19 protein-coding genes and 2 pseudogenes are annotated in these 17,039 nt (G+C 73.1%); 14 read left to right on the top strand and 7 right to left on the bottom strand.

Annotated elements, in window-relative coordinates; translation table 11 throughout:
* The 4 genes and pseudogenes from ABZ885_RS22235 to ABZ885_RS22220 all read left to right on the top strand — a co-directional run.
* Positions 1 to 584 (top strand): annotated as a pseudogene (locus tag ABZ885_RS22235) (NYN domain-containing protein); the annotation flags it as partial.
* A gap of 270 nt (positions 585 to 854) precedes the next feature.
* Positions 855 to 1,856: an ABC transporter ATP-binding protein gene (locus ABZ885_RS22230; RefSeq protein ID WP_360191214.1), complete on the top strand. Its 1,002-nt coding sequence runs from the start codon at positions 855 to 857 to the stop codon at positions 1,854 to 1,856.
* The gene (locus ABZ885_RS22225; RefSeq protein WP_360191211.1) at positions 1,853 to 2,665 is read left to right on the top strand and encodes an ABC transporter permease; all 813 of its coding nucleotides are present in this window, start codon (positions 1,853 to 1,855) and stop codon (positions 2,663 to 2,665) included. The genes ABZ885_RS22230 and ABZ885_RS22225 overlap by 4 nt, the downstream gene beginning before the upstream one ends.
* 102 nt (positions 2,666 to 2,767) lie before the next feature.
* A complete protein-coding gene (locus ABZ885_RS22220; protein ID WP_360191208.1) occupies positions 2,768 to 3,622 on the top strand; it encodes a hypothetical protein in 855 nt (284 codons plus the stop codon).
* 47 nt (positions 3,623 to 3,669) lie between these two features.
* Here ABZ885_RS22220 and ybaK read toward each other — a convergent pair whose 3' ends face one another.
* The 3 genes from ybaK to ABZ885_RS22205 are packed head-to-tail and all read right to left on the bottom strand — an operon-like array spanning position 3,670 to position 6,564.
* Entirely contained in the window at positions 3,670 to 4,164 is a 495-nt protein-coding gene (gene ybaK / locus ABZ885_RS22215; RefSeq protein WP_360191205.1) for a Cys-tRNA(Pro) deacylase, read from the bottom strand.
* A 48-nt stretch (positions 4,165 to 4,212) separates the two neighbouring features.
* Positions 4,213 to 4,941, bottom strand: a complete 729-nt coding sequence (locus tag ABZ885_RS22210; protein ID WP_360191202.1) for an LON peptidase substrate-binding domain-containing protein — start codon at positions 4,939 to 4,941, stop codon at positions 4,213 to 4,215.
* Positions 4,942 to 4,983: 42 nt separating this feature from the next.
* Positions 4,984 to 6,564, bottom strand: coding sequence for an oxidoreductase (locus ABZ885_RS22205; RefSeq protein WP_360191199.1), 1,581 nt, complete (start codon positions 6,562 to 6,564; stop codon positions 4,984 to 4,986).
* A 91-nt stretch (positions 6,565 to 6,655) separates the two neighbouring features.
* Here ABZ885_RS22205 and hisD point away from each other — a divergent pair, with 91 nt between their 5' ends.
* Genes hisD through hisF form a run of 8 tightly spaced genes read left to right on the top strand, consistent with a single transcriptional unit; the run spans position 6,656 to position 12,443 of the window.
* A complete protein-coding gene (hisD, locus tag ABZ885_RS22200; RefSeq protein WP_360191196.1) occupies positions 6,656 to 7,963 on the top strand; it encodes a histidinol dehydrogenase in 1,308 nt (435 codons plus the stop codon).
* A complete protein-coding gene (locus tag ABZ885_RS22195; protein WP_360191193.1) occupies positions 7,960 to 9,060 on the top strand; it encodes a histidinol-phosphate transaminase in 1,101 nt (366 codons plus the stop codon). The genes hisD and ABZ885_RS22195 overlap by 4 nt, the downstream gene beginning before the upstream one ends.
* 6 nt (positions 9,061 to 9,066) lie before the next feature.
* Positions 9,067 to 9,660: an imidazoleglycerol-phosphate dehydratase HisB gene (hisB, locus tag ABZ885_RS22190; protein WP_360191190.1), complete on the top strand. Its 594-nt coding sequence runs from the start codon at positions 9,067 to 9,069 to the stop codon at positions 9,658 to 9,660.
* Positions 9,657 to 9,809 carry a hypothetical protein gene (locus tag ABZ885_RS22185; RefSeq protein ID WP_174315760.1) on the top strand — a complete coding sequence of 51 codons (153 nt, stop codon included), beginning with the start codon at positions 9,657 to 9,659 and terminating at the stop codon, positions 9,807 to 9,809. The genes hisB and ABZ885_RS22185 overlap by 4 nt, the downstream gene beginning before the upstream one ends.
* Positions 9,810 to 9,867: 58 nt before the next feature.
* Positions 9,868 to 10,503, top strand: a complete 636-nt coding sequence (hisH, locus tag ABZ885_RS22180) for an imidazole glycerol phosphate synthase subunit HisH (protein WP_360191187.1) — start codon at positions 9,868 to 9,870, stop codon at positions 10,501 to 10,503.
* Between the two features lie 19 nt (positions 10,504 to 10,522).
* The gene (gene priA / locus ABZ885_RS22175; RefSeq protein ID WP_148645547.1) at positions 10,523 to 11,248 is read left to right on the top strand and encodes a bifunctional 1-(5-phosphoribosyl)-5-((5-phosphoribosylamino)methylideneamino)imidazole-4-carboxamide isomerase/phosphoribosylanthranilate isomerase PriA; all 726 of its coding nucleotides are present in this window, start codon (positions 10,523 to 10,525) and stop codon (positions 11,246 to 11,248) included.
* Positions 11,245 to 11,676: a Rid family hydrolase gene (locus ABZ885_RS22170; protein ID WP_360191184.1), complete on the top strand. Its 432-nt coding sequence runs from the start codon at positions 11,245 to 11,247 to the stop codon at positions 11,674 to 11,676. The genes priA and ABZ885_RS22170 overlap by 4 nt, the downstream gene beginning before the upstream one ends.
* Positions 11,673 to 12,443, top strand: coding sequence for an imidazole glycerol phosphate synthase subunit HisF (gene hisF, locus ABZ885_RS22165; RefSeq protein WP_360191181.1), 771 nt, complete (start codon positions 11,673 to 11,675; stop codon positions 12,441 to 12,443). Before ABZ885_RS22170 ends, hisF begins: the two co-directional genes overlap by 4 nt.
* Positions 12,444 to 12,506: 63 nt before the next feature.
* Here the strand turns inward: hisF and ABZ885_RS22160 are convergent, their stop codons facing one another.
* The 4 genes from ABZ885_RS22160 to ABZ885_RS22145 all read right to left on the bottom strand — a co-directional run bounded on the left by ABZ885_RS22160 (position 12,507) and on the right by ABZ885_RS22145 (position 15,348).
* Positions 12,507 to 13,289, bottom strand: a complete 783-nt coding sequence (locus tag ABZ885_RS22160) for a VOC family protein (protein WP_360191178.1) — start codon at positions 13,287 to 13,289, stop codon at positions 12,507 to 12,509.
* A 164-nt stretch (positions 13,290 to 13,453) separates the two neighbouring features.
* A complete protein-coding gene (locus ABZ885_RS22155; protein WP_360191176.1) occupies positions 13,454 to 14,299 on the bottom strand; it encodes a GNAT family N-acetyltransferase in 846 nt (281 codons plus the stop codon).
* Between the two features lie 84 nt (positions 14,300 to 14,383).
* Entirely contained in the window at positions 14,384 to 14,581 is a 198-nt protein-coding gene (locus ABZ885_RS22150) for a hypothetical protein (protein WP_360191173.1), read from the bottom strand.
* A gap of 2 nt (positions 14,582 to 14,583) precedes the next feature.
* Positions 14,584 to 15,348 carry a radical SAM protein gene (locus ABZ885_RS22145; RefSeq protein WP_360191171.1) on the bottom strand — a complete coding sequence of 255 codons (765 nt, stop codon included), beginning with the start codon at positions 15,346 to 15,348 and terminating at the stop codon, positions 14,584 to 14,586.
* Between ABZ885_RS22145 and ABZ885_RS22140 the strand changes: the two are divergent.
* Together ABZ885_RS22140 and ABZ885_RS22135 are read left to right on the top strand one after the other, a co-directional pair.
* Positions 15,349 to 16,383 (top strand): annotated as a pseudogene (locus ABZ885_RS22140) (tetratricopeptide repeat protein); the annotation flags it as partial.
* Positions 16,384 to 16,413: 30 nt separating this feature from the next.
* On the top strand, positions 16,414 to 16,914 hold the full coding sequence (locus ABZ885_RS22135; protein ID WP_360191169.1) for an NUDIX domain-containing protein: 501 nt from the start codon (positions 16,414 to 16,416) through the stop codon (positions 16,912 to 16,914).
* Positions 16,915 to 17,039 lie beyond the last annotated feature (125 nt).

Raw genomic sequence — 17,039 nt, 5'->3', positions numbered from 1 at the left:
CTGGCGTCCGTTGGCCGCCGCCGGCACCGCGGCCGGCGCGGGCACCGCGGCGGGCGGGACGGCGGGCCGCGGCCGCCACCGCGCTCAAGGTGGTCCCGACGCCCAAGGACATAGCCGGACGCACCACGGCCCCGCCGCCCGCCGCCGCCCACCACCCGACCGGCCCGGTGCTGCGCTGGTCCTCGGACCGCGGCTGGGTCGAACGGCCGGCCGCCGAGCAGGCCGTCACCGCCGGCGACAGCCTGCCCACCCTCGCCCAGCTCACCACCGCCGAGCAGCGCTGGGCCGACCGCGAGGAGGACATCACCACCATCGGCGGCGACGCCCACGAGGTCGGCCAGGTGTTCGCCCGCCGCTGGACGGAGCGGCTCGGCGACGTCGAGCGGCTCACCGTGCTCTGGCCCGACTACCCGCGCATCCCGCACCGGGTGGACGGCGAGCTGCTCCGCTACGCGGCCCGGTTCGGGCTGCTCGCGCACAAGGACGACCAGATCGACGAGCACGACCGGTACGCGATCCGGGCCGGCTTCTGGAAGGAGCTGGCCGGCCGCGTCCCCGGCGGCGACCTGGTCGTGGAGGACTGACTGTGACTCGCCGCTCGCCTCCGGGGCGCTCTGGCCCGGTGCCGACGGTCGGCGCTCCAACGCCCCTCGTCCCTCAGGGCGTCCTCGCTTCTCCCTTTCGGCACCGGCGCGCCCCTTCGGCTCGGGCGGTGACTCGCCGCTCGCCTCCGGGTGGGGCGGGCGGTGACTCGCCGCTCGCCTCCGGGGCGGGGCGGGGCGGGGGCGGGGTGGATTCGGGGGATCGGGCCCCCTTGTCCGGTTCGCGGGTTCCACCGCGTAAAGTCTTCGCTCGTGAACAACGAGGCCGGGCGGGCACCCCAGGACACCTCCTTGCCGTGCTGTGCCGTCCGCGACCTGGTCAAGACGTACCGCTCCGGGCGCGGTGGCCCGATCGCCCCGATCCGGGCCAACGACGGCATCAGCCTGACCGTCCGGCAGGGCGAGATCTTCGGGCTGCTGGGGCCCAACGGCGCCGGCAAGTCCACCCTGGTCCGCCAGCTCACCGGCCTGCTGCGCCCCGACTCCGGCTCCGTCGAGGTCCTCGGCCACGACGTGGTCCGCCACCCCGAGCGGGCGGCCAGGCTGCTCGGCTACCTCGGCCAGGAGTCCACCGCGCTGGACGAGCTGACCGTGGCGCTCGCCGCCGAGACCACCGGCAGGCTGCGCGGCCTCACCCGGGCGCAGGCCCGCGCCGCGGCCGACGAGGTGCTCACCGAGCTGGCCCTGGAGCCGCTCGCCCACCGTCCGCTCGCCAAGCTCTCCGGCGGCCAGCGCCGGCTCGCCTGCTTCGCCGCCGCCCTGGTCGGCGACCGGCCGCTGCTCGTCCTGGACGAGCCGACCACCGGCATGGACCCGATCGCCCGCCGCGCCGTCTGGACGGCCGTCGAGCGGCGCCGCGCCGAGCGGCAGGCCACCGTGCTGCTGGTCACCCACAACGTGATCGAGGCGGAGACCGTGCTGGACCGGGTCGCGGTGGTGGACGAGGGCCGGGTGATCGCCTGCGACACGCCCGGCGGGCTCAAGGCCCTGGTCGACGGCGACGTCCGGCTCGACCTGGTCTGGCGGGACGAGGCGCCGCTCGCGGTGCCGGCCGTCGCGGACCTCGCCGGACGGGCCGAGCGCACCGGCCGGCGCTGGACCGTGCGCACCACCCCCGAGCAGGCCCGCGAACTGGTCGCCGCCGTCACCACCGGCCCGGCCTTCGCCGCCCTGGACGACTTCACCCTGGCCACCCCGAGCCTTGAGGACGCCTACCTCAAGCTGGGCGGCCGCCATGGAGGACTGGCCAAGTGACGCTGCTCTCCGCGCCGCCGCAGCCCGCCGGACTCGCGGACGCCGGGCCCGCCCCGCTGGCCCCCGCCGCCCGGCTGCTGCCCGCCCTGGCCGCCGTCTACCGGGCGCAGCTGGCCCGGGCCAAGGTGGCCCGCATCCCGCTGCTGTTCGTGGCCACCTTCCAGTCGCTCGGCATCCTGGTGATGATGCGGGGCGTCGTCGACGCGGGGCAGACCTCGGCCGCGCGCTCGGTGGTGGCCGGCTCCAGCGTGCTGGTGGTCGCCTTCGTCGCGCTCAACCTGCTCGCCCAGTACTTCGGCCGGCTGCGGGCCACCGGCGGCCTGGACCACTACGCCACGCTGCCCGTCCCGGCGGCCTCGGTGGTGCTCGGGACGGCGGCCGCGTACGCCTCGTTCACGCTGCCCGGCACGCTGGTGACCGCCGCCGCGGGTGCGGTGATGTTCGGCCTGCCGCTGGGCCAGCTCTGGGTGCTGCTCGCCGTGGTGCCGCTGGCCGGTGCGGCGCTCTCCGGGCTCGGCGCGGCCTGCGGGTTGCTCGCGCCCAAGCAGGAGATCGCCACCATGCTGGGGCAGCTCGGCATGTCGGCGGCGCTGCTGCTGGGCGTGCTCCCGGTCGACCACCTGCCGCAGCCGGTGCTCTGGCTGCGCGACCTGCTGCCCTCCACGTACGGCGTCGAGGCCTTCGCCCGGACCTTCACGGCCGACCCGGACTGGGCGGCGGTCGCGGGGGACCTCGCGGTCTGCGCCGGGGTCGGCGTGGTGTCGCTGGCCGCCGCCACCTGGGCGTACCGCCGGGCCACCACCCGCTAGGGGCTGTCCGGCGTGCCCGGGCCCGGCCGGCCCGGGGCCCCGGACCCGTTCGCTCTCCGGGCGGCGGGGCCGTTCGGGCGGCGCTCGTGAAACGATGGGCCCGTGACCGTACCGAACACACCTCCGGATCCTCTGCGCGCCGCTGCGGGCACCGACGCGGACCCCGCCGGCCAGGGCCCGGCCGCCGCCCCGAACCCGTACGCGCCGCCGGCCCCGGGCGGCGAGGGCGTCCCGCCGCTGCCGGCGGGCGTGCTGTCCGGCCCGGAGCGGCCGCCCGTGTGGGAGCGGCTGCGGCCCGAGCTGAAGGTCGGCGCGGTCACGGTGCTGGTCTGCCTGCTGCTGGGCCTGGCGATGGCCGCGCTCTGGGCGTGGCTGGCGCCGAAGGTGCCGCTGGTGGTCGACGGCAACAAGATCCTCTACGGCGACCCGGAGGGCGAGCAGCGGGCCGGCGCGGACAGCGTCTTCGTGCTGATCGGGCTCGGCATGGGCATCCTGACCGCGCTCGGGGCCTTCCTGGTGACCCGGCGCCGCGGCGGCGGGATCGCGGTGGCGGTCGGCCTCGCGGTCGGCGGCCTGCTGGCCTCGTTCGGCGCCTGGGGGCTGGGCCGGCGGCTCGGTCCGAGCAGCGACCTGGTGGCGGCGGCCAAGCGGGTCGGCAACGGCGGCCACTTCAACGCGGACATCGACCTGGGCGCGTACGGTGCGCTGCTGGTCTGGCCGATGACGGCCATGGTGGTGCTGCTGGCGCTGTCGGCCGCGTTCGGCAAGCGCGAGGAGGACCCGCCGCCGTACTGGGCCGGGACGGGCACGCTGCCGCAGGGCGCGGATCCGGCCGCGCTGCCCGGGGCGGACCCGTGGCCGCAGGAGCGGACGCAGCAGGACCGGGCGCCGCAGGGCGGCATCCCGTACGACCCGCGGCCGCAGGACGGGCCGCGGCGGGAGGGGCCGCAGCCCTGACGGCGCGCCGGTGGAAGCCCTGACGGCGCGCCGGTGACCGGCCCGGGTCAGCGTCCGATCGGGGCGGTGCGGGCGCCGGTGAGGGTGACCAGGTCGGCGGGGGCCAGCTCGACCTCCAGGCCGCGGCGGCCGGCCGAGACGTAGACCGTGGCGTGGCCGAGCGCGCTGTCGTCCACCACGGTGCGCAGCGGGCGGCGCTGGCCGAGCGGGGAGATGCCGCCGCGGACGTAGCCGCTGCTGCGCTCGGCGGCCGCCGGGTCCGCCATCGCGGCGCGCTTGCCGCCGACCGCCGCGGCGAGCGCCTTGAGGTCCAGCTGCCCGGCGACCGGCACGACGCCCACGACGAGGGCGCCGTCCACGTCGGCGACCAGGGTCTTGAACACCCGCTCGGCGGAGACGCCGAGCACCTCGGCGGCCTCGCCGCCGTACGAGGCGGCGGCCGGGTCGTGCTCGTAGGCGTGCACGGTGAACGGGACGGCGGCGTTCTCCAGGGCGACGGTCGCGGGCGTGCCCTGGCCGCCCTTCTTCGGCTTCTTGGCCATCTGCGGCTCTCTCCGGGGGCTCCGGGGGGCGGGGGTCAGGGGCGGGAGTCAGTTGGGGCTGAACGACTGGCGGGTCAGGTCGACCGCCGGGAGCGAGGGCAGCCAGCTCAGCACGGCCGTCTCGCGGCGCAGCAGCTCCAGTTCGGTGCGCAGCCGCTGCGCGGTGTCGGGGCAGGCGAGCAGCTCCTGCTTGACCGGCGTCTCGAACACCGAGGCGGCGGCCACCAGGTAGGAGAGCACCTGCGGGTCGTCCGGCAGGTCCTGGTGACCGACCGTGCTGGCCTCGCGGGCGCCGGCCAGCCGCTTCTGGTAGGCGCGGAAGGCCCGCTCGACACCGGCGGCCAGCACGCCCGCACCCTCGCCGGCCTCCTCCTCGACCGGCTCGGTCTCGCCGGTCAGGTAGGGGCCGCCGACGTCCACCGAGCGGAGCCGGAACCGGGTGGTGCCGGTGACCAGCAGCTCGTACCGGCCGTCGGGCTGCTCCTGGGCGGAGGCGACGTCGGCCACACAGCCGATGTGGTAGACCGCCTCCAGCGGGTCGCCGGTGACGGTGCCGAGCCCGTCGAGCGGGCCGGCCGGGCCGTCGTCGGGGCGGACCGGCGCGACCTCGCGGCCGTCCCGGATGGCGAGGACGCCGAACCGGCGCGGCCGGTCCTCCGGGAGGGCGAGCAGGTCGGCGACCAGACGGCGGTAACGCTCCTCGAAGACGTTCAGGGGCAGCACCAGGCCCGGGTAGAGCACGGTGTTCAGCGGGAAGAGCGGCAGCCGTTCTGTCACGGCGCACAGCGTAGTTCCCCGAGCACCCTGTCCGCCCCGGAGTTACCCGCGCTGGAGCATCCGGGTGGCGCCGGCGGCGACGGTGGTGGCCAGGACCCAGCCGACGATCACCAGGCCGGCCGCGACCCAGCGGGAGAACCCGCCCGGGTTCCAGCCCTGCTGGCCGAGGTCGACCAGCGGCAGCAGCTGGCCCAGCGCGTACAGCACCGGGTCCCAGTGCGGGCGCTCGTCGGCCTTCAGCGGTTCCGGCTGGTGGGCGGCGAAGTAGGAGCTGCCGAGCGCCCAGGCGAGCAGCAGCCAGAGCGCGGCCCGGCCGGGGCGGAAGCCGTAGCCGACGGTGACGTCCTGCACCCGGCCCCAGAGCCGGGCGGGCAGCGGCAGGGTCCGGCGGCGGCGGCGCTGCTTGGCGTAGAGCACCTCGCGGGCGTCGTCGTCGGCGCCGTCGCGGCGCAGGGCGGCGGCCAGCTGCTCGTACGACTCGGGCTGGAACTCGACCGAGGAGCGCTCCAGCCAGTCGATCCGCTGCCGGACGGTGAACGGCGCGGCCGGGCGCAGGCAGTCGTACTGGAAGCCGGTGAGGGAGAGCTGCCGGTCGCTCGGCCAGGCGCCGGGGGCGTCGACCAGGTTGCCGACCCGGGCGCGGGAGAGCGAGACGGTGCCGTCGTTCGGGAAGCGGCAGGTGAACCGCAGCTCGGGGGTCTGGATGCGGCGCAGCGCCACCTCGTCCCCCGGTTCCAGGTGGAACTCGGCGTCGGAGAGCAGACAGGCGTTCTCGAACCGGCCGTCGGAGAGCCGGACCTGCCCGTGGGCCCGGAAGGGCGTGCTCGGCGAGCCGGGTGGCGGGATCTCGCCGTAGCCGGAGCCGTAGTAGGTCTGCGAGCCGTACCAGCCGCCGTCCGCCGAACCGCTGAGGTACAGCGTGTGGCCGACGGTTATCCGCACCGCGTTGAGGGCGTTGCGGTTGCCCGGGACGGCCCGCAGCTGGGCGCCGCGCAGCGAGAGCCGGCCGCCGATCCGGGCCGTGCGCAGCGAGACCTCGCCGTGCGACTCCAGCCGGTCGGCCTCGAAGTCCTGGTGGATCGCCATGCCGTCGGCGGACAGCGCCCGGCCGAACCGGTCGCCGCCGAGCACCGCCTGGTTGAGCAGCAGGTCGGTGCCGATCCGGGCGTCGGTGAGCCGGATGCCCTGGGGGATGCGGCAGCGGGCCAGGTGCAGGTCGCCGGAGGTGGCCAGCCGGGACGCCTCGATCCGGGGTATCAGGCAGGTGACGAAACGCATCGTGCCCGCCTCCGCCTCGGAGATCAGCACCTTGTGCTCGAAGCGGCAGTCGTGCAGCTCGACGTACTGGGCGATGGTGCCGCCGGCCAGGTTCAGCGCGCCGGTGACCAGGACGCCGGTGAGCCGGAGCGAGGCGACCCGCCCGGGCGCGGCGGCGGGGCCGGCCAGCAGCAGCCGGGCCAGCACCTCCGCGCGGACGGTGCGCGCGGGCCCCCAGACGGCGTCGCCGAACGGGTCGTCCTGCCCGGCGTCGCCGCTGCGCAGGTCGTACACGTCGCCCTGCCGGAACGCCTCCCAGAGCGCCTGCTCCGTCGGCGACCAGTCCTGCGGCGCGCCCTCGGCCATGTCGTCCCCCGTTCCCCCGGTTGTCTCGCCTTTCGTATCACGGACTGAAATGCCGGACCGCCCGTTCCGGCCACTCCTTACACTGGGTGGCGTGATCTCTCGAATCGATCTGCGCGGCTCGCTCGACGACCCGCGTGACCTGCTGCCCCGTGCCGACTTCGACGTCGCGGCCGCCCTGGAGAAGGTGCGTCCGATCGCCGAGGACGTGCATCATCGCGGGGTCGCGGCGCTGATCGAGATCACCGAGCGTTTCGACGGGGTGCGGCTGGAGTCCACCCGGGTGCCCGCCGGGCAGCTCGCCGAGGCCCTGGAGACGCTGGACCCGAAGGTGCGCGCCGCACTGGAGGAGTCGATCCGCCGCGCCCGCATCGTCCACGCCGACCAGCGCCGCGAGGGGCACACCACCCAGGTGGTGCCCGGCGGCACGGTCACCCAGCGCTGGGTGCCGGTGGACCGGGTCGGCCTGTACGTGCCGGGCGGCCTGGCCGTCTACCCGTCCTCCGTGGTGATGAACGTGGTGCCGGCCCAGGAGGCGGGCGTCCGGGGCATCGCCGTCACCTCGCCGCCGCAGAAGGCCTTCGGCGGCCGGGTGCACCCGACGATCCTGGCGGCCTGTGCGCTGCTCGGCGTCACCGAGGTGTACGCGGTCGGCGGCGCCCAGGCGGTCGCCATGTTCGCGCTCGGCACCGAGGAGTGCGAGCCGGTGAACATGGTCACCGGCCCGGGCAACATCTACGTCGCCGCCGCCAAGCGCTACTTCGCCGGGCGGATCGGCATCGACTCCGAGGCCGGGCCGACCGAGATCGCCGTCCTCGCCGACGACAGCGCCGACCCGGTGGACGTCGCCGCCGACCTGATCAGCCAGGCCGAGCACGGCCCGACCTCGGGCTCGGTGCTGGTCACCGACTCGGTCGAGCTGGCCGACGCGGTCGAGGCCGAGCTGAAGGCCCAGGTCGCCCGTACCCGGCACAGCGAGCGGGTCGCCGAGGCGCTGGGCGGCCGGCAGTCCGGCATCATCCTGGTCGACGACCTCGACCAGGGCCTGGTCGTCGTCAACGCGTACGCCGCCGAGCACCTGGAGATCCAGACCCGCGACGCGCACGCCGTCGCCGCCCGGGTCCGCAACGCGGGCGCGATCTTCATCGGCCGGTACACCCCGGTCTCGCTGGGCGACTACGCGGCCGGCTCCAACCACGTGCTGCCCACCGGCGGCTGCGCCTGCCACTCCTCGGGGCTGTCCGTGCAGACCTTCCTGCGCGGCGTCCAGGTCGTCGAGTACGACCGCGAGGCGCTGGCCGGCATCGCCGCGCACGTCGTCAACCTGGCGGACGCCGAGGACCTGCCCGGCCACGGCGACGCCATCAAGGCCCGCTTCGACTGGACGGTTCCCGGCACGTGACCAACATCGACGACCTTCCCGTCCGGGACGAGCTGCGCGGCCAGTCCCCGTACGGTGCGCCGCAGCTCGACGTCCCGGTCCAGCTCAACACCAACGAGAACCCGTACCAGCTGCCCGAGGAGCTGGTCGCCCGGATCGCCGAGCGCGTCGCCGAGGCCGCCCGCAACCTCAACCGCTACCCCGACCGGGACGCGGTCGAGCTGCGCGAGGGCCTCGCCGCCTACCTGACGAAGACCACCGGCTTCGCCCGCACCCGCGAGCAGGTCTGGGCCGCCAACGGCTCCAACGAGGTCCTCCAGCAGCTGCTGCAGACCTTCGGCGGGCCCGGCCGCACCGCGATCGGCTTCGAGCCCTCGTACTCGATGCACGCCCTGATCTCCCGCGGCACCGGCACCGGCTGGATCTCCGGTCCGCGCAACGAGGACTTCACCATCGACGTGGACGCCGCCGTCGCGGCGATCGCCGAGCACCGGCCGAACGTCGTCTTCGTCTGCTCGCCCAACAACCCCACCGGCACCGCCGTCGCCGCCGACACCGTGCTGCGGCTGTACGAGGCCGCGCAGGCCGCCCGGCCCAGCCTGGTGATCGTCGACGAGGCGTACGTCGAGTTCTCGCACCGCGCCTCGCTGCTGTCGCTGCTGGAGGGCCGCCCCAACCTGGTGGTCACCCGCACCATGTCCAAGGCCTTCGGCGCGGCCGGCCTGCGCCTGGGCTACCTCGCCGCCGACGCGGCCGTGGTGGACGCCGTCCAGCTGGTCCGGCTGCCGTACCACCTGTCGGCCGTCACCCAGGCCACCGCGCTGGCCTGCCTGGAGCACACCGACACCCTGCTCGGCTACGTCGGCCGGCTCAAGGCCGAGCGCGACCGGCTGGTCGCCGCGCTGCGCGGGCTGGGCCTGGAGGTGACCGACTCGGACGCCAACTTCGTCCAGTTCGGCCGCTTCGCCGACACCCACGCCGTCTGGCAGGCCATCCTCGACCGCGGCGTCCTGGTCCGGGACAACGGCGTCCCCGGGTGGCTGCGCGTCACCGCCGGCACCCCCGCCGAGAACGACGCCTTCCTGGACGCCGTCGCAACAGTGATCAAGGAGCTGTAACCCCGTATGTCCCGTATCGGACGCGTTGAGCGCACCACCAAGGAGACCTCGGTCCTGGTCGAGATCGACCTCGACGGCACCGGCAGGACCGACATCTCCACGGGCGTCGGCTTCTACGACCACATGCTCGACCAGCTCGGCCGCCACGGCCTCTTCGACCTCACCGTGAAGACCGACGGCGACCTGCACATCGACACCCACCACACCATCGAGGACACCGCCCTCGCGCTGGGCGCCGCCTTCAAGCAGGCGCTCGGCGACAAGGTCGGCATCTACCGCTTCGGCAACTGCACGGTCCCGCTGGACGAGTCGCTCGCCCAGGTCACCGTGGACCTCTCCGGCCGCCCCTACCTCGTGCACAGCGAGCCGGAGAACATGGCGCCGATGATCGGCAGCTACGACACGACCATGACGCGGCACATACTCGAGTCCTTCGTGGCCCAGGCGCAGGTCGCGCTGCACGTCCACGTACCCTACGGACGCAACGCCCATCACATCGTGGAGTGCCAGTTCAAGGCGCTCGCGCGGGCGCTGCGCTACGCCGCCGAGCGCGACCCGCGCGCGGCCGGCATCCTCCCCTCGACCAAGGGTGCGCTGTGAGCAAGGCCGCGATCGTCCTCATCTTCGTCGGACTCTTCCTGGCGGGCGGGGTGATCTCCTTCTGGAAGCAGAAGATTCCGAAGGGGGTCATCGCCGTCCTCGCCATCGGCTCGGTGCTGTGCCTGGCCTCCGGCGTGATGCGCCTCTAGGCGCGTCGGCAGTCCGGAAGAACGCCGAGAGAACGCCAACAGACATGGACACCTGAACATGGGCAAGAACGTCGTCGTGCTCGACTACGGGTCGGGCAACCTCCGCTCGGCGCAGCGTGCCGTCGAGCGGACCGGCGCGACCGTCACCGTCACGTCCGACTTCCGGACCGCGATGGAGGCGGACGGCCTGCTCGTCCCCGGCGTCGGCGCCTTCGAGGCCTGCATGCGCGGGCTGAAGGCCGTCCGCGGGGACTGGATCATCGACCGCCGGCTCTCCGGCGGCCGGCCGGTCATGGGCATCTGCGTCGGGATGCAGATCCTCTTCGAGAAGGGGGTCGAGCACGGCGTGGAGACCGCCGGCTGCGACGAGTGGCCCGGTACGGTCGAGCCGCTGGACGCGCCGGTCGTCCCGCACATGGGCTGGAACACCGTGGACGCCCCCGCCGACAGCCGGATGTTCGCCGGCCTCGACGCCGGCACCCGCTTCTACTTCGTGCACTCCTACGGGGTGCGCAGCTGGGAGATGGAGGTGCACAGCGCGCGGATCCACCCGCCGCTGGTCACCTGGGCCACCCACGGGCAGCCGTTCGTCGCGGCGGTCGAGAACGGCCCGCTCTGGGCCACCCAGTTCCACCCCGAGAAGTCCGGTGACGCCGGCGCCGCCCTGCTGACCAACTGGGTCAACACCCTCTGACGAGCTGAGAGTTGTAACGATGAGCCGCCTCGAACTGCTGCCCGCCGTCGACGTCCGGGACGGCCAGGCCGTCCGCCTGGTCAAGGGCGCCTCCGGCACCGAGACCTCCTTCGGCGAGCCGCTCGCCGCCGCCCTCGCCTGGCAGAACGCCGGCGCCGAGTGGCTCCACCTGGTCGACCTCGACGCTGCTTTCGGGACGGGCAGCAACCGCGACCTGCTGCGCGAGGTCACCGGCGCGCTGGACATCAAGGTCGAGCTGTCGGGCGGCATCCGCGACGACGAGTCGCTGGCCGCCGCGCTCGCCACCGGCTGCACCCGGGTCAACCTGGGCACCGCCGCCCTGGAGAGCCCCGAGTGGGTCGCCAAGGTCATCGCCGAGCACGGCGACAAGATCGCCGTCGGCCTGGACGTGGTCGGCACCACCCTGCGCGGCCGCGGCTGGACCCGCGACGGCGGCCAGCTCTTCGACGTGCTGGCCCGCCTCGACGCCGAGGGCTGCGCCCGCTACGTCGTCACCGACGTCAACCGGGACGGCACCCTGACCGGCCCCAACCTGCAGCTGCTGCGCGACGTCTGCGCCGCCACCGACAAGCCGGTGGTCGCCTCCGGCGGCGTCTCCTCGCTGGACGACCTGCGGGCGATCGCCACGCTGGTCGGCGAGGGCGTCGAGGGCGCGATCGTCGGCAAGGCGCTCTACGAGCAGAAGTTCACCCTCGAAGAGGCCCTGGAGGCGGTTTCCGGATGACGGAGCGTCAGGTCGTGCGCGGTCGGGTCGACGGCGCCTCCCCCTGGGAGGAGCTGCTCGGCTCGGTGCAGGCGGTCGCGGCGGGCGACCACGTGCACGTGGCCGGCGCCAGGCCCTTCCTGGGCAACACGCTCCAGGGCGAGGGCGACCCGTACGAGCAGGCCGTCGCCTCGTTCCGGGCCGGGCTGGACGCCCTGGCCGCGTACGGGCTGACGGCGGACGACGTGGTCCGCACCCGGATGTACCTGACCCACGCCCGCGACGTCGACGAGGTGGGCCGCGCCCACCACGAACTCTTCGACGCCGTACGCCCGGTGGCCGCCCTGGTGGTGGTCCAGGGCCTGATCGATCCCCGGATGCTGGTCGAGGTCGAACTCGACGCCTACCGCCCCGGGCTCGCAAGCACACTGGAAGGCGGACAGCCGTGACCCTCGCCGTTCGAGTCATCCCCTGCCTGGACGTCGACGCCGGCCGCGTGGTGAAGGGCGTCAACTTCCAGAACCTGCGCGACGCCGGCGACCCGGTCGAGATGGCCAAGCTCTACGACGCCGAGGGCGCCGACGAGCTCACCTTCCTCGACATCACCGCCTCCTCGGGGGACCGCGAGACCACCTACGACGTGGTGCGGCGCACCGCCGAGCAGGTCTTCATCCCGCTCACCGTCGGCGGCGGCATCCGCGCCGTCGAGGACGTCGACAAGCTGCTGCGGGCCGGCGCCGACAAGGTCGGCGTCAACACCGCCGCGATCGCCCGCCCCGAGCTGGTCCGCGAGATCGCGCAGCGCTTCGGCCGCCAGGTGCTGGTGCTCTCGGTCGACGCCCGGCGCTGCCCCGAGGGCACGGAGACCGCGTCCGGCTTCGAGGTGACCACCCACGGCGGGCGCCAGGGCACCGGCCTGGACGCCGTCGAGTGGGCCGGCCGCGCCGCCGAACTGGGCGCGGGCGAGATCCTGCTCAACTCGATGGACGCCGACGGCACCAAGGACGGCTACGACCTGGAGCTGATCCGGGCCGTCCGCAAGACCGTCGCCGTCCCGGTGATCGCCTCCGGCGGCGCCGGCAAGCTCGCCGACTTCGCCCCGGCGGTGGACGCCGGTGCGGACGCGGTGCTGGCCGCCAGCGTCTTCCACTTCGGCGACCTGCGGATCGGCGAGGTCAAGAACGCGCTGCGCGAGGCCGGCCACCCCGTCCGGTGAACCTGCCGCCCCGCTGACGACCGTGGGCCCGCCGGACGCCGTCCGGCGGGCCCACGGCGCTGTTCAGGACTCCTGCGGCTCGCCCTTGATCAGGGCGAACGGTGCGCCGAACGGGTCCGCCAGCCAGGCGATCCGGCCGACGTTCGGCACGTCCTCGGCGCCCATCAGCACCTTGCCGCCGGCCTTCTCCGCCCGGCCGACCAGCTCGTCCACCACCTCGGTGGCGAAGTACGGCGTCCAGGACGGCGGCTGGCCCTCGCCCATGACCGGGGCGATGCCGCCGAAGGTGGTGGCCTTGAGGTCGCCCTCGGCGGGTGAGAGCACCAGGTAGGTCATCCCCGGGGCCGGGAACGGCTCGTTCCGCCAGCCGAACACCGCCTTGTAGAAAGCGAATCCGGCCTCCTGGTCGCCGGTGTGCAGCTCGGTCCAGACCAGCGCGTCGTCGGCGGAGACCACGTCCAGGCCCTGGGTGGTGCCGGCCTGCCAGATCGCGAACCGGGCACCCTGCGGGTCGGTGACCTGGGCCATCCGCCCGGCCTCCATGACGTCGAACGGCGCGACCCGGACGGTGCCGCCCGCGTCCGCCACCGCCCGGGCGGTGGCGTCCGCGTCCGGCGTCTTGAAGTACGTCGTCCAGGCGGACTGCGCACCCTCCTCGGTCAGCGGCCCGACCGCGGCCACGGTCTTGCCGTCGGTCTGGAAGAAGCCGTAGCCGCCGGCCTCCGGGCCGAGCTGCTGGAAGGTCCAGCCGAACACCGCGCCGTAGAAGGCGGCGGCCGCGGCCGGGTCCGGGCTGCCCAGGTCGATCCAGCAGGGCGAGCCGTTGGGGAAGTCGGTGGTGAGCATGGGGTGGTGCTCCTTCGACGGTACGGACGGCCGGGCAGGTCACGGGGGCGCCGGTCGCACCCCACCCCGGCCCTCTGCGAGTCTGCACCCCGTCACCGACATCCGCAGCCGGGACACGGCCGAGTTGCGGGTCCGGCCCGGGCCGGCCCGGCGGACCAGGGGTTTCAGACACCAGAGGTGCAGACGAACCCCAGGCCGACGAGCCCCTCGCTCCGGCAGAGGCGATCGGATGCGCCACCGGCCGTGGTCTGCAGCAGCTGGTAGTCGGCGCCGTGCCGCCGGCCCCAGTGCATTGCGGCCCGCCACAGCCGGCGCCCCAGCCCGAGTCCTCGGTACTCCGGCAGGACTCCGAAGTACTGAGGAAGGAGTCGGCTGCGCCCGATCGGGTCGGGCATCGTTTCCATCGGGCCGATCGCACCGGCCACCTGCCCGTTCTGCGCCGCGACCAGGACGGGACCGACGGCATCGAGCCTTGAGTTCAGGAAGGCGAACCCCTCGCCAGCCATCCTTTCGGAGAAGGCCGTGAAGGTCATCGCCACGTTCGCCGGCGTCTCGGACAGCATCTCGATCCCGTTGACGGCGGGAACAGGACTGTCGAAGGTCCTGAGCTGGACTCGAGTGGACGCAACCAGGCCGTTCGGGTGTTCCTGGAACCACACGACCCGGGCGTTCGCGGCTCCGTGGAGAGCGGCGAGCTTGGCGGCTGTTTCCTGGGCCTCGGAAAGGAGCTCCGGGGCCCCGTAGAGGTGGAGCCGGAGGATTCCGCGGCTGGTGAGGGTCGGGATCAGGGTGCGTTCCCGGTCCTGGACGACGCTGTCCACAAGGACCCATTCGTTCTTGTGCTCCGACCACCGTCGGTCCTTGTCGTGGGGAAGAAAGTCCCCGGTGCCGGCGACGGCGAACACGTCCTCCAGCAGCTCCCGGCTCATCGCTTCGGGGAGCAGTGGGCCAAGCGTCGGCAGGTACGGCACGGAAACGCGGGAGCGCATCCAGTCCCATTGGAATCCCATGCGCCCACGCTACTCGGGTCGCATGCAGGGCTCGGGCCCTGACGCGAACCGCGCCAGGGCCCGAGTGTTGGTGACCGACTGCGATCAGTGCGGGTTGTCGTCGCCCGCGGAGCACGAGCACTTGATCGACTCCATGACGTCGTCCAGGTCGGTGACGACGGTGACCCGGGTGGCGGGTTCGGCAGGAGCCTGGACGGGACGCGTGAGGTACGGCAGACGCCGGGTCGGGTCGTCGCCCGGCAGCGGGCGCCTGGGGGAGAGTTCGACAGCGACAGCGGTCATGTTCACCCTGCTTTCTCGATTCCGTGCTGGCAGTGACTTGCGAGTGGTGCCTTCGCCTCCTGGTAGTGCTTGGCCAGCGGCCGGCACACGGTGCACGACCCCGAGAGCTGACAGCCGGAGCAGCCACCGGTGCGAAGCATGAGGCGGTCGGCGATGGCGCCGAGCCGGGCAAGGCCGTTGATCCCCTCGACGGGCAGGCTGATCTGGTCGTCACGGCCGATCTTGCAGATGGACACCAGACCGTGCGGGTCGGTGTGGAAGAAGGTGTGGCCCGCGTTGCACCCGGCGAACGGCCTTCGCATCCGCAGGTGCTCTTTGGACTGCGCGGTCAGGGACTCGGCGCCGCCGTAGATCGTCGGCGTCATGTTGGTGAAGACGTTGTACTCCAGCCCCCATGACCGGCACAGGTCGATCATCGCCTGTTCCTCGGGCGCGTTGTCCTCGGTAACGACGATGCTCATCCGCAGGGGGAGCCTGGCGTGGCGCGCGGCGTTCATCCCCTGGACGAATAGATCCCATGCGCCCGGACGTTGCGTCAGTTCGTCATAGCTGGCCTTCCCGGCGCCGTACATCGACACAGTGGCCCGGTAGGGCGGACAGTCCCTGAAGAGGCCGAGAAGGTTCTCGCGCCAGAGCAGCGAGGCGTTCGTCGAGACCGTGATCATCATGCCCAGCTCGAAGGCTCTCCGGTAGGACGTGATGAAGTCTTTGTCCACGGTGGGCTCGCCGCCGGTGATCTGGAGCCACAGCACACCCGCTTCGGCCATGATCTGCAAGCTCGTACGTTCCTGGCCGTTGCCGCGTTCACCACTGCCGGTGTGGCCATGCCACTGCGCTACGACCCCGAGCCGATGTCACGCCTGATGCGGGCCCGGACCGGCACGGCGCGCATCGGTGCCGAAGAGGTCGAGGTCGTACGACAGGTCACCGCCGTCTTCAGTGCGGCCGACGAACGACTCGGAGGCGGGCACGGGCTGACCACGGTGACCGCCTACCTCGCCGACACGGCGGCGCCGATGCTCGACGGCCGCTTTCCTGACGAAGGCACACGGCGTCGAGCCTTCGGGGCTGTGGCCGAACTCGCCTACCTCGCCGGATGGAAGCACCACGACCTGGGCCAGGAGGGCGCAGCCCGGCACTACTACCAGGTCGGCTACCAGCTCGCCGTGGAGGCAGACCCTGGTGGCCACGCCGCATGGATGATGCGCGCCCTGGCGCACCAGGCACTCAGCCTCAAACAGCCCCGCCACTGTGCAGCGCTGATCGAGAACGCGCTCGCCCGAAGCATCGGCCGTGTCGACGGAAGGACCGAGGCGCTTCTCCACATCACCCATGCCCGCGCTTTCGCTGCGGCCCGCGGCAAGCCTGCCGCAGCCAGGGCACTTCTCGCTGCGGAGAATGCCCTTGTCCGTGACGGCGACCCGCAGCCCAGCTTTTCGCTTGTCAGCGGCCCGGCGGGCGGAACCGTCGCCAGCCATACGGCCCGTACCCTCACCGACCTCGGCGACTACGCGGGAACCGAACGGCAGCACCGTGCCGCGCTGATCCGTTGGGACGCTGAGAAGTACAAGCGGGTTCATGCGTTGACCTATGCGGATCTGGGGGACAGCTTGGCTGCTCAGGCCCGAGCGGACGAGGCGGTGGCGACATGGGGGCGTGCCCTCGACCTCATGGGCGGCATGACCTCGGATCGGACGAGAAAGGCGGTCTCCTCAATCCGGCCGCACTTGGCGATCTACCGTGGACGTGGCGTTCCGGGAGCCGGCGACCTGGAGCGGCGCGCACGTGAGGCACTGACATGACAGCCGTACCGCAGGAAGGATCCATCCGACATGGCTCAGTCGACTGCTGATCAGACCATTGCTCTCAAGCCTGCTGCGGAGTCGATGACACTGCTGGTCGCCGCCGTCATCGTTCACGACCTCGAAGGCCGGCGTGTGGTACTCCTCCGGCGAGGTCCCGGGGCCAAGTTCGCCCGAGGTTTGTGGGATCTGCCCGTCGGCAAGAACGAACCCGGCGAACCGATCACGGAGACGGCAGTTCGCGAACTCAAGGAGGAGACCGGGGTCATTGTCGCTCCCGAGGACTTGCGACTGGTCCACGTCATTCACGGGGCCCGAGGCGTCGAGGCGCCCAATGGCTTCCTGACCGTCGTCTTCGCGGCGCACCGCTGGTCCGGAGAACTCGTGAACGGGGAACCCGCCAAGCACTCGGAGGTCGCGTGGGTGGGTGTCGACGCCGTGCCGGAGGAGTTCGTCTCCACCACCAAGGAGGCTCTGATCAGCTACCTCGGCAACGGTCCGAGTGTTTCCCTCGACTCTTGGCCGGACTAGTCCGTCATCCCTGCGTCGGCCTCCTCGATGGAGGAGGCAGCCGGTCGCGCCGATCAGGGCGACCCCGCCACCGATCATCCACGGCACGGTGCTGCGGCCGCCCGGGCCCGGCACCACGATGCCGC

Source organism: Kitasatospora sp. NPDC047058 (assembly GCF_040643935.1).
Lineage (GTDB): Bacteria > Actinomycetota > Actinomycetes > Streptomycetales > Streptomycetaceae > Kitasatospora.
Note: the sequence above shows the minus strand (reverse complement) of the source record. Positions and strands in the feature narration are given on the sequence as shown.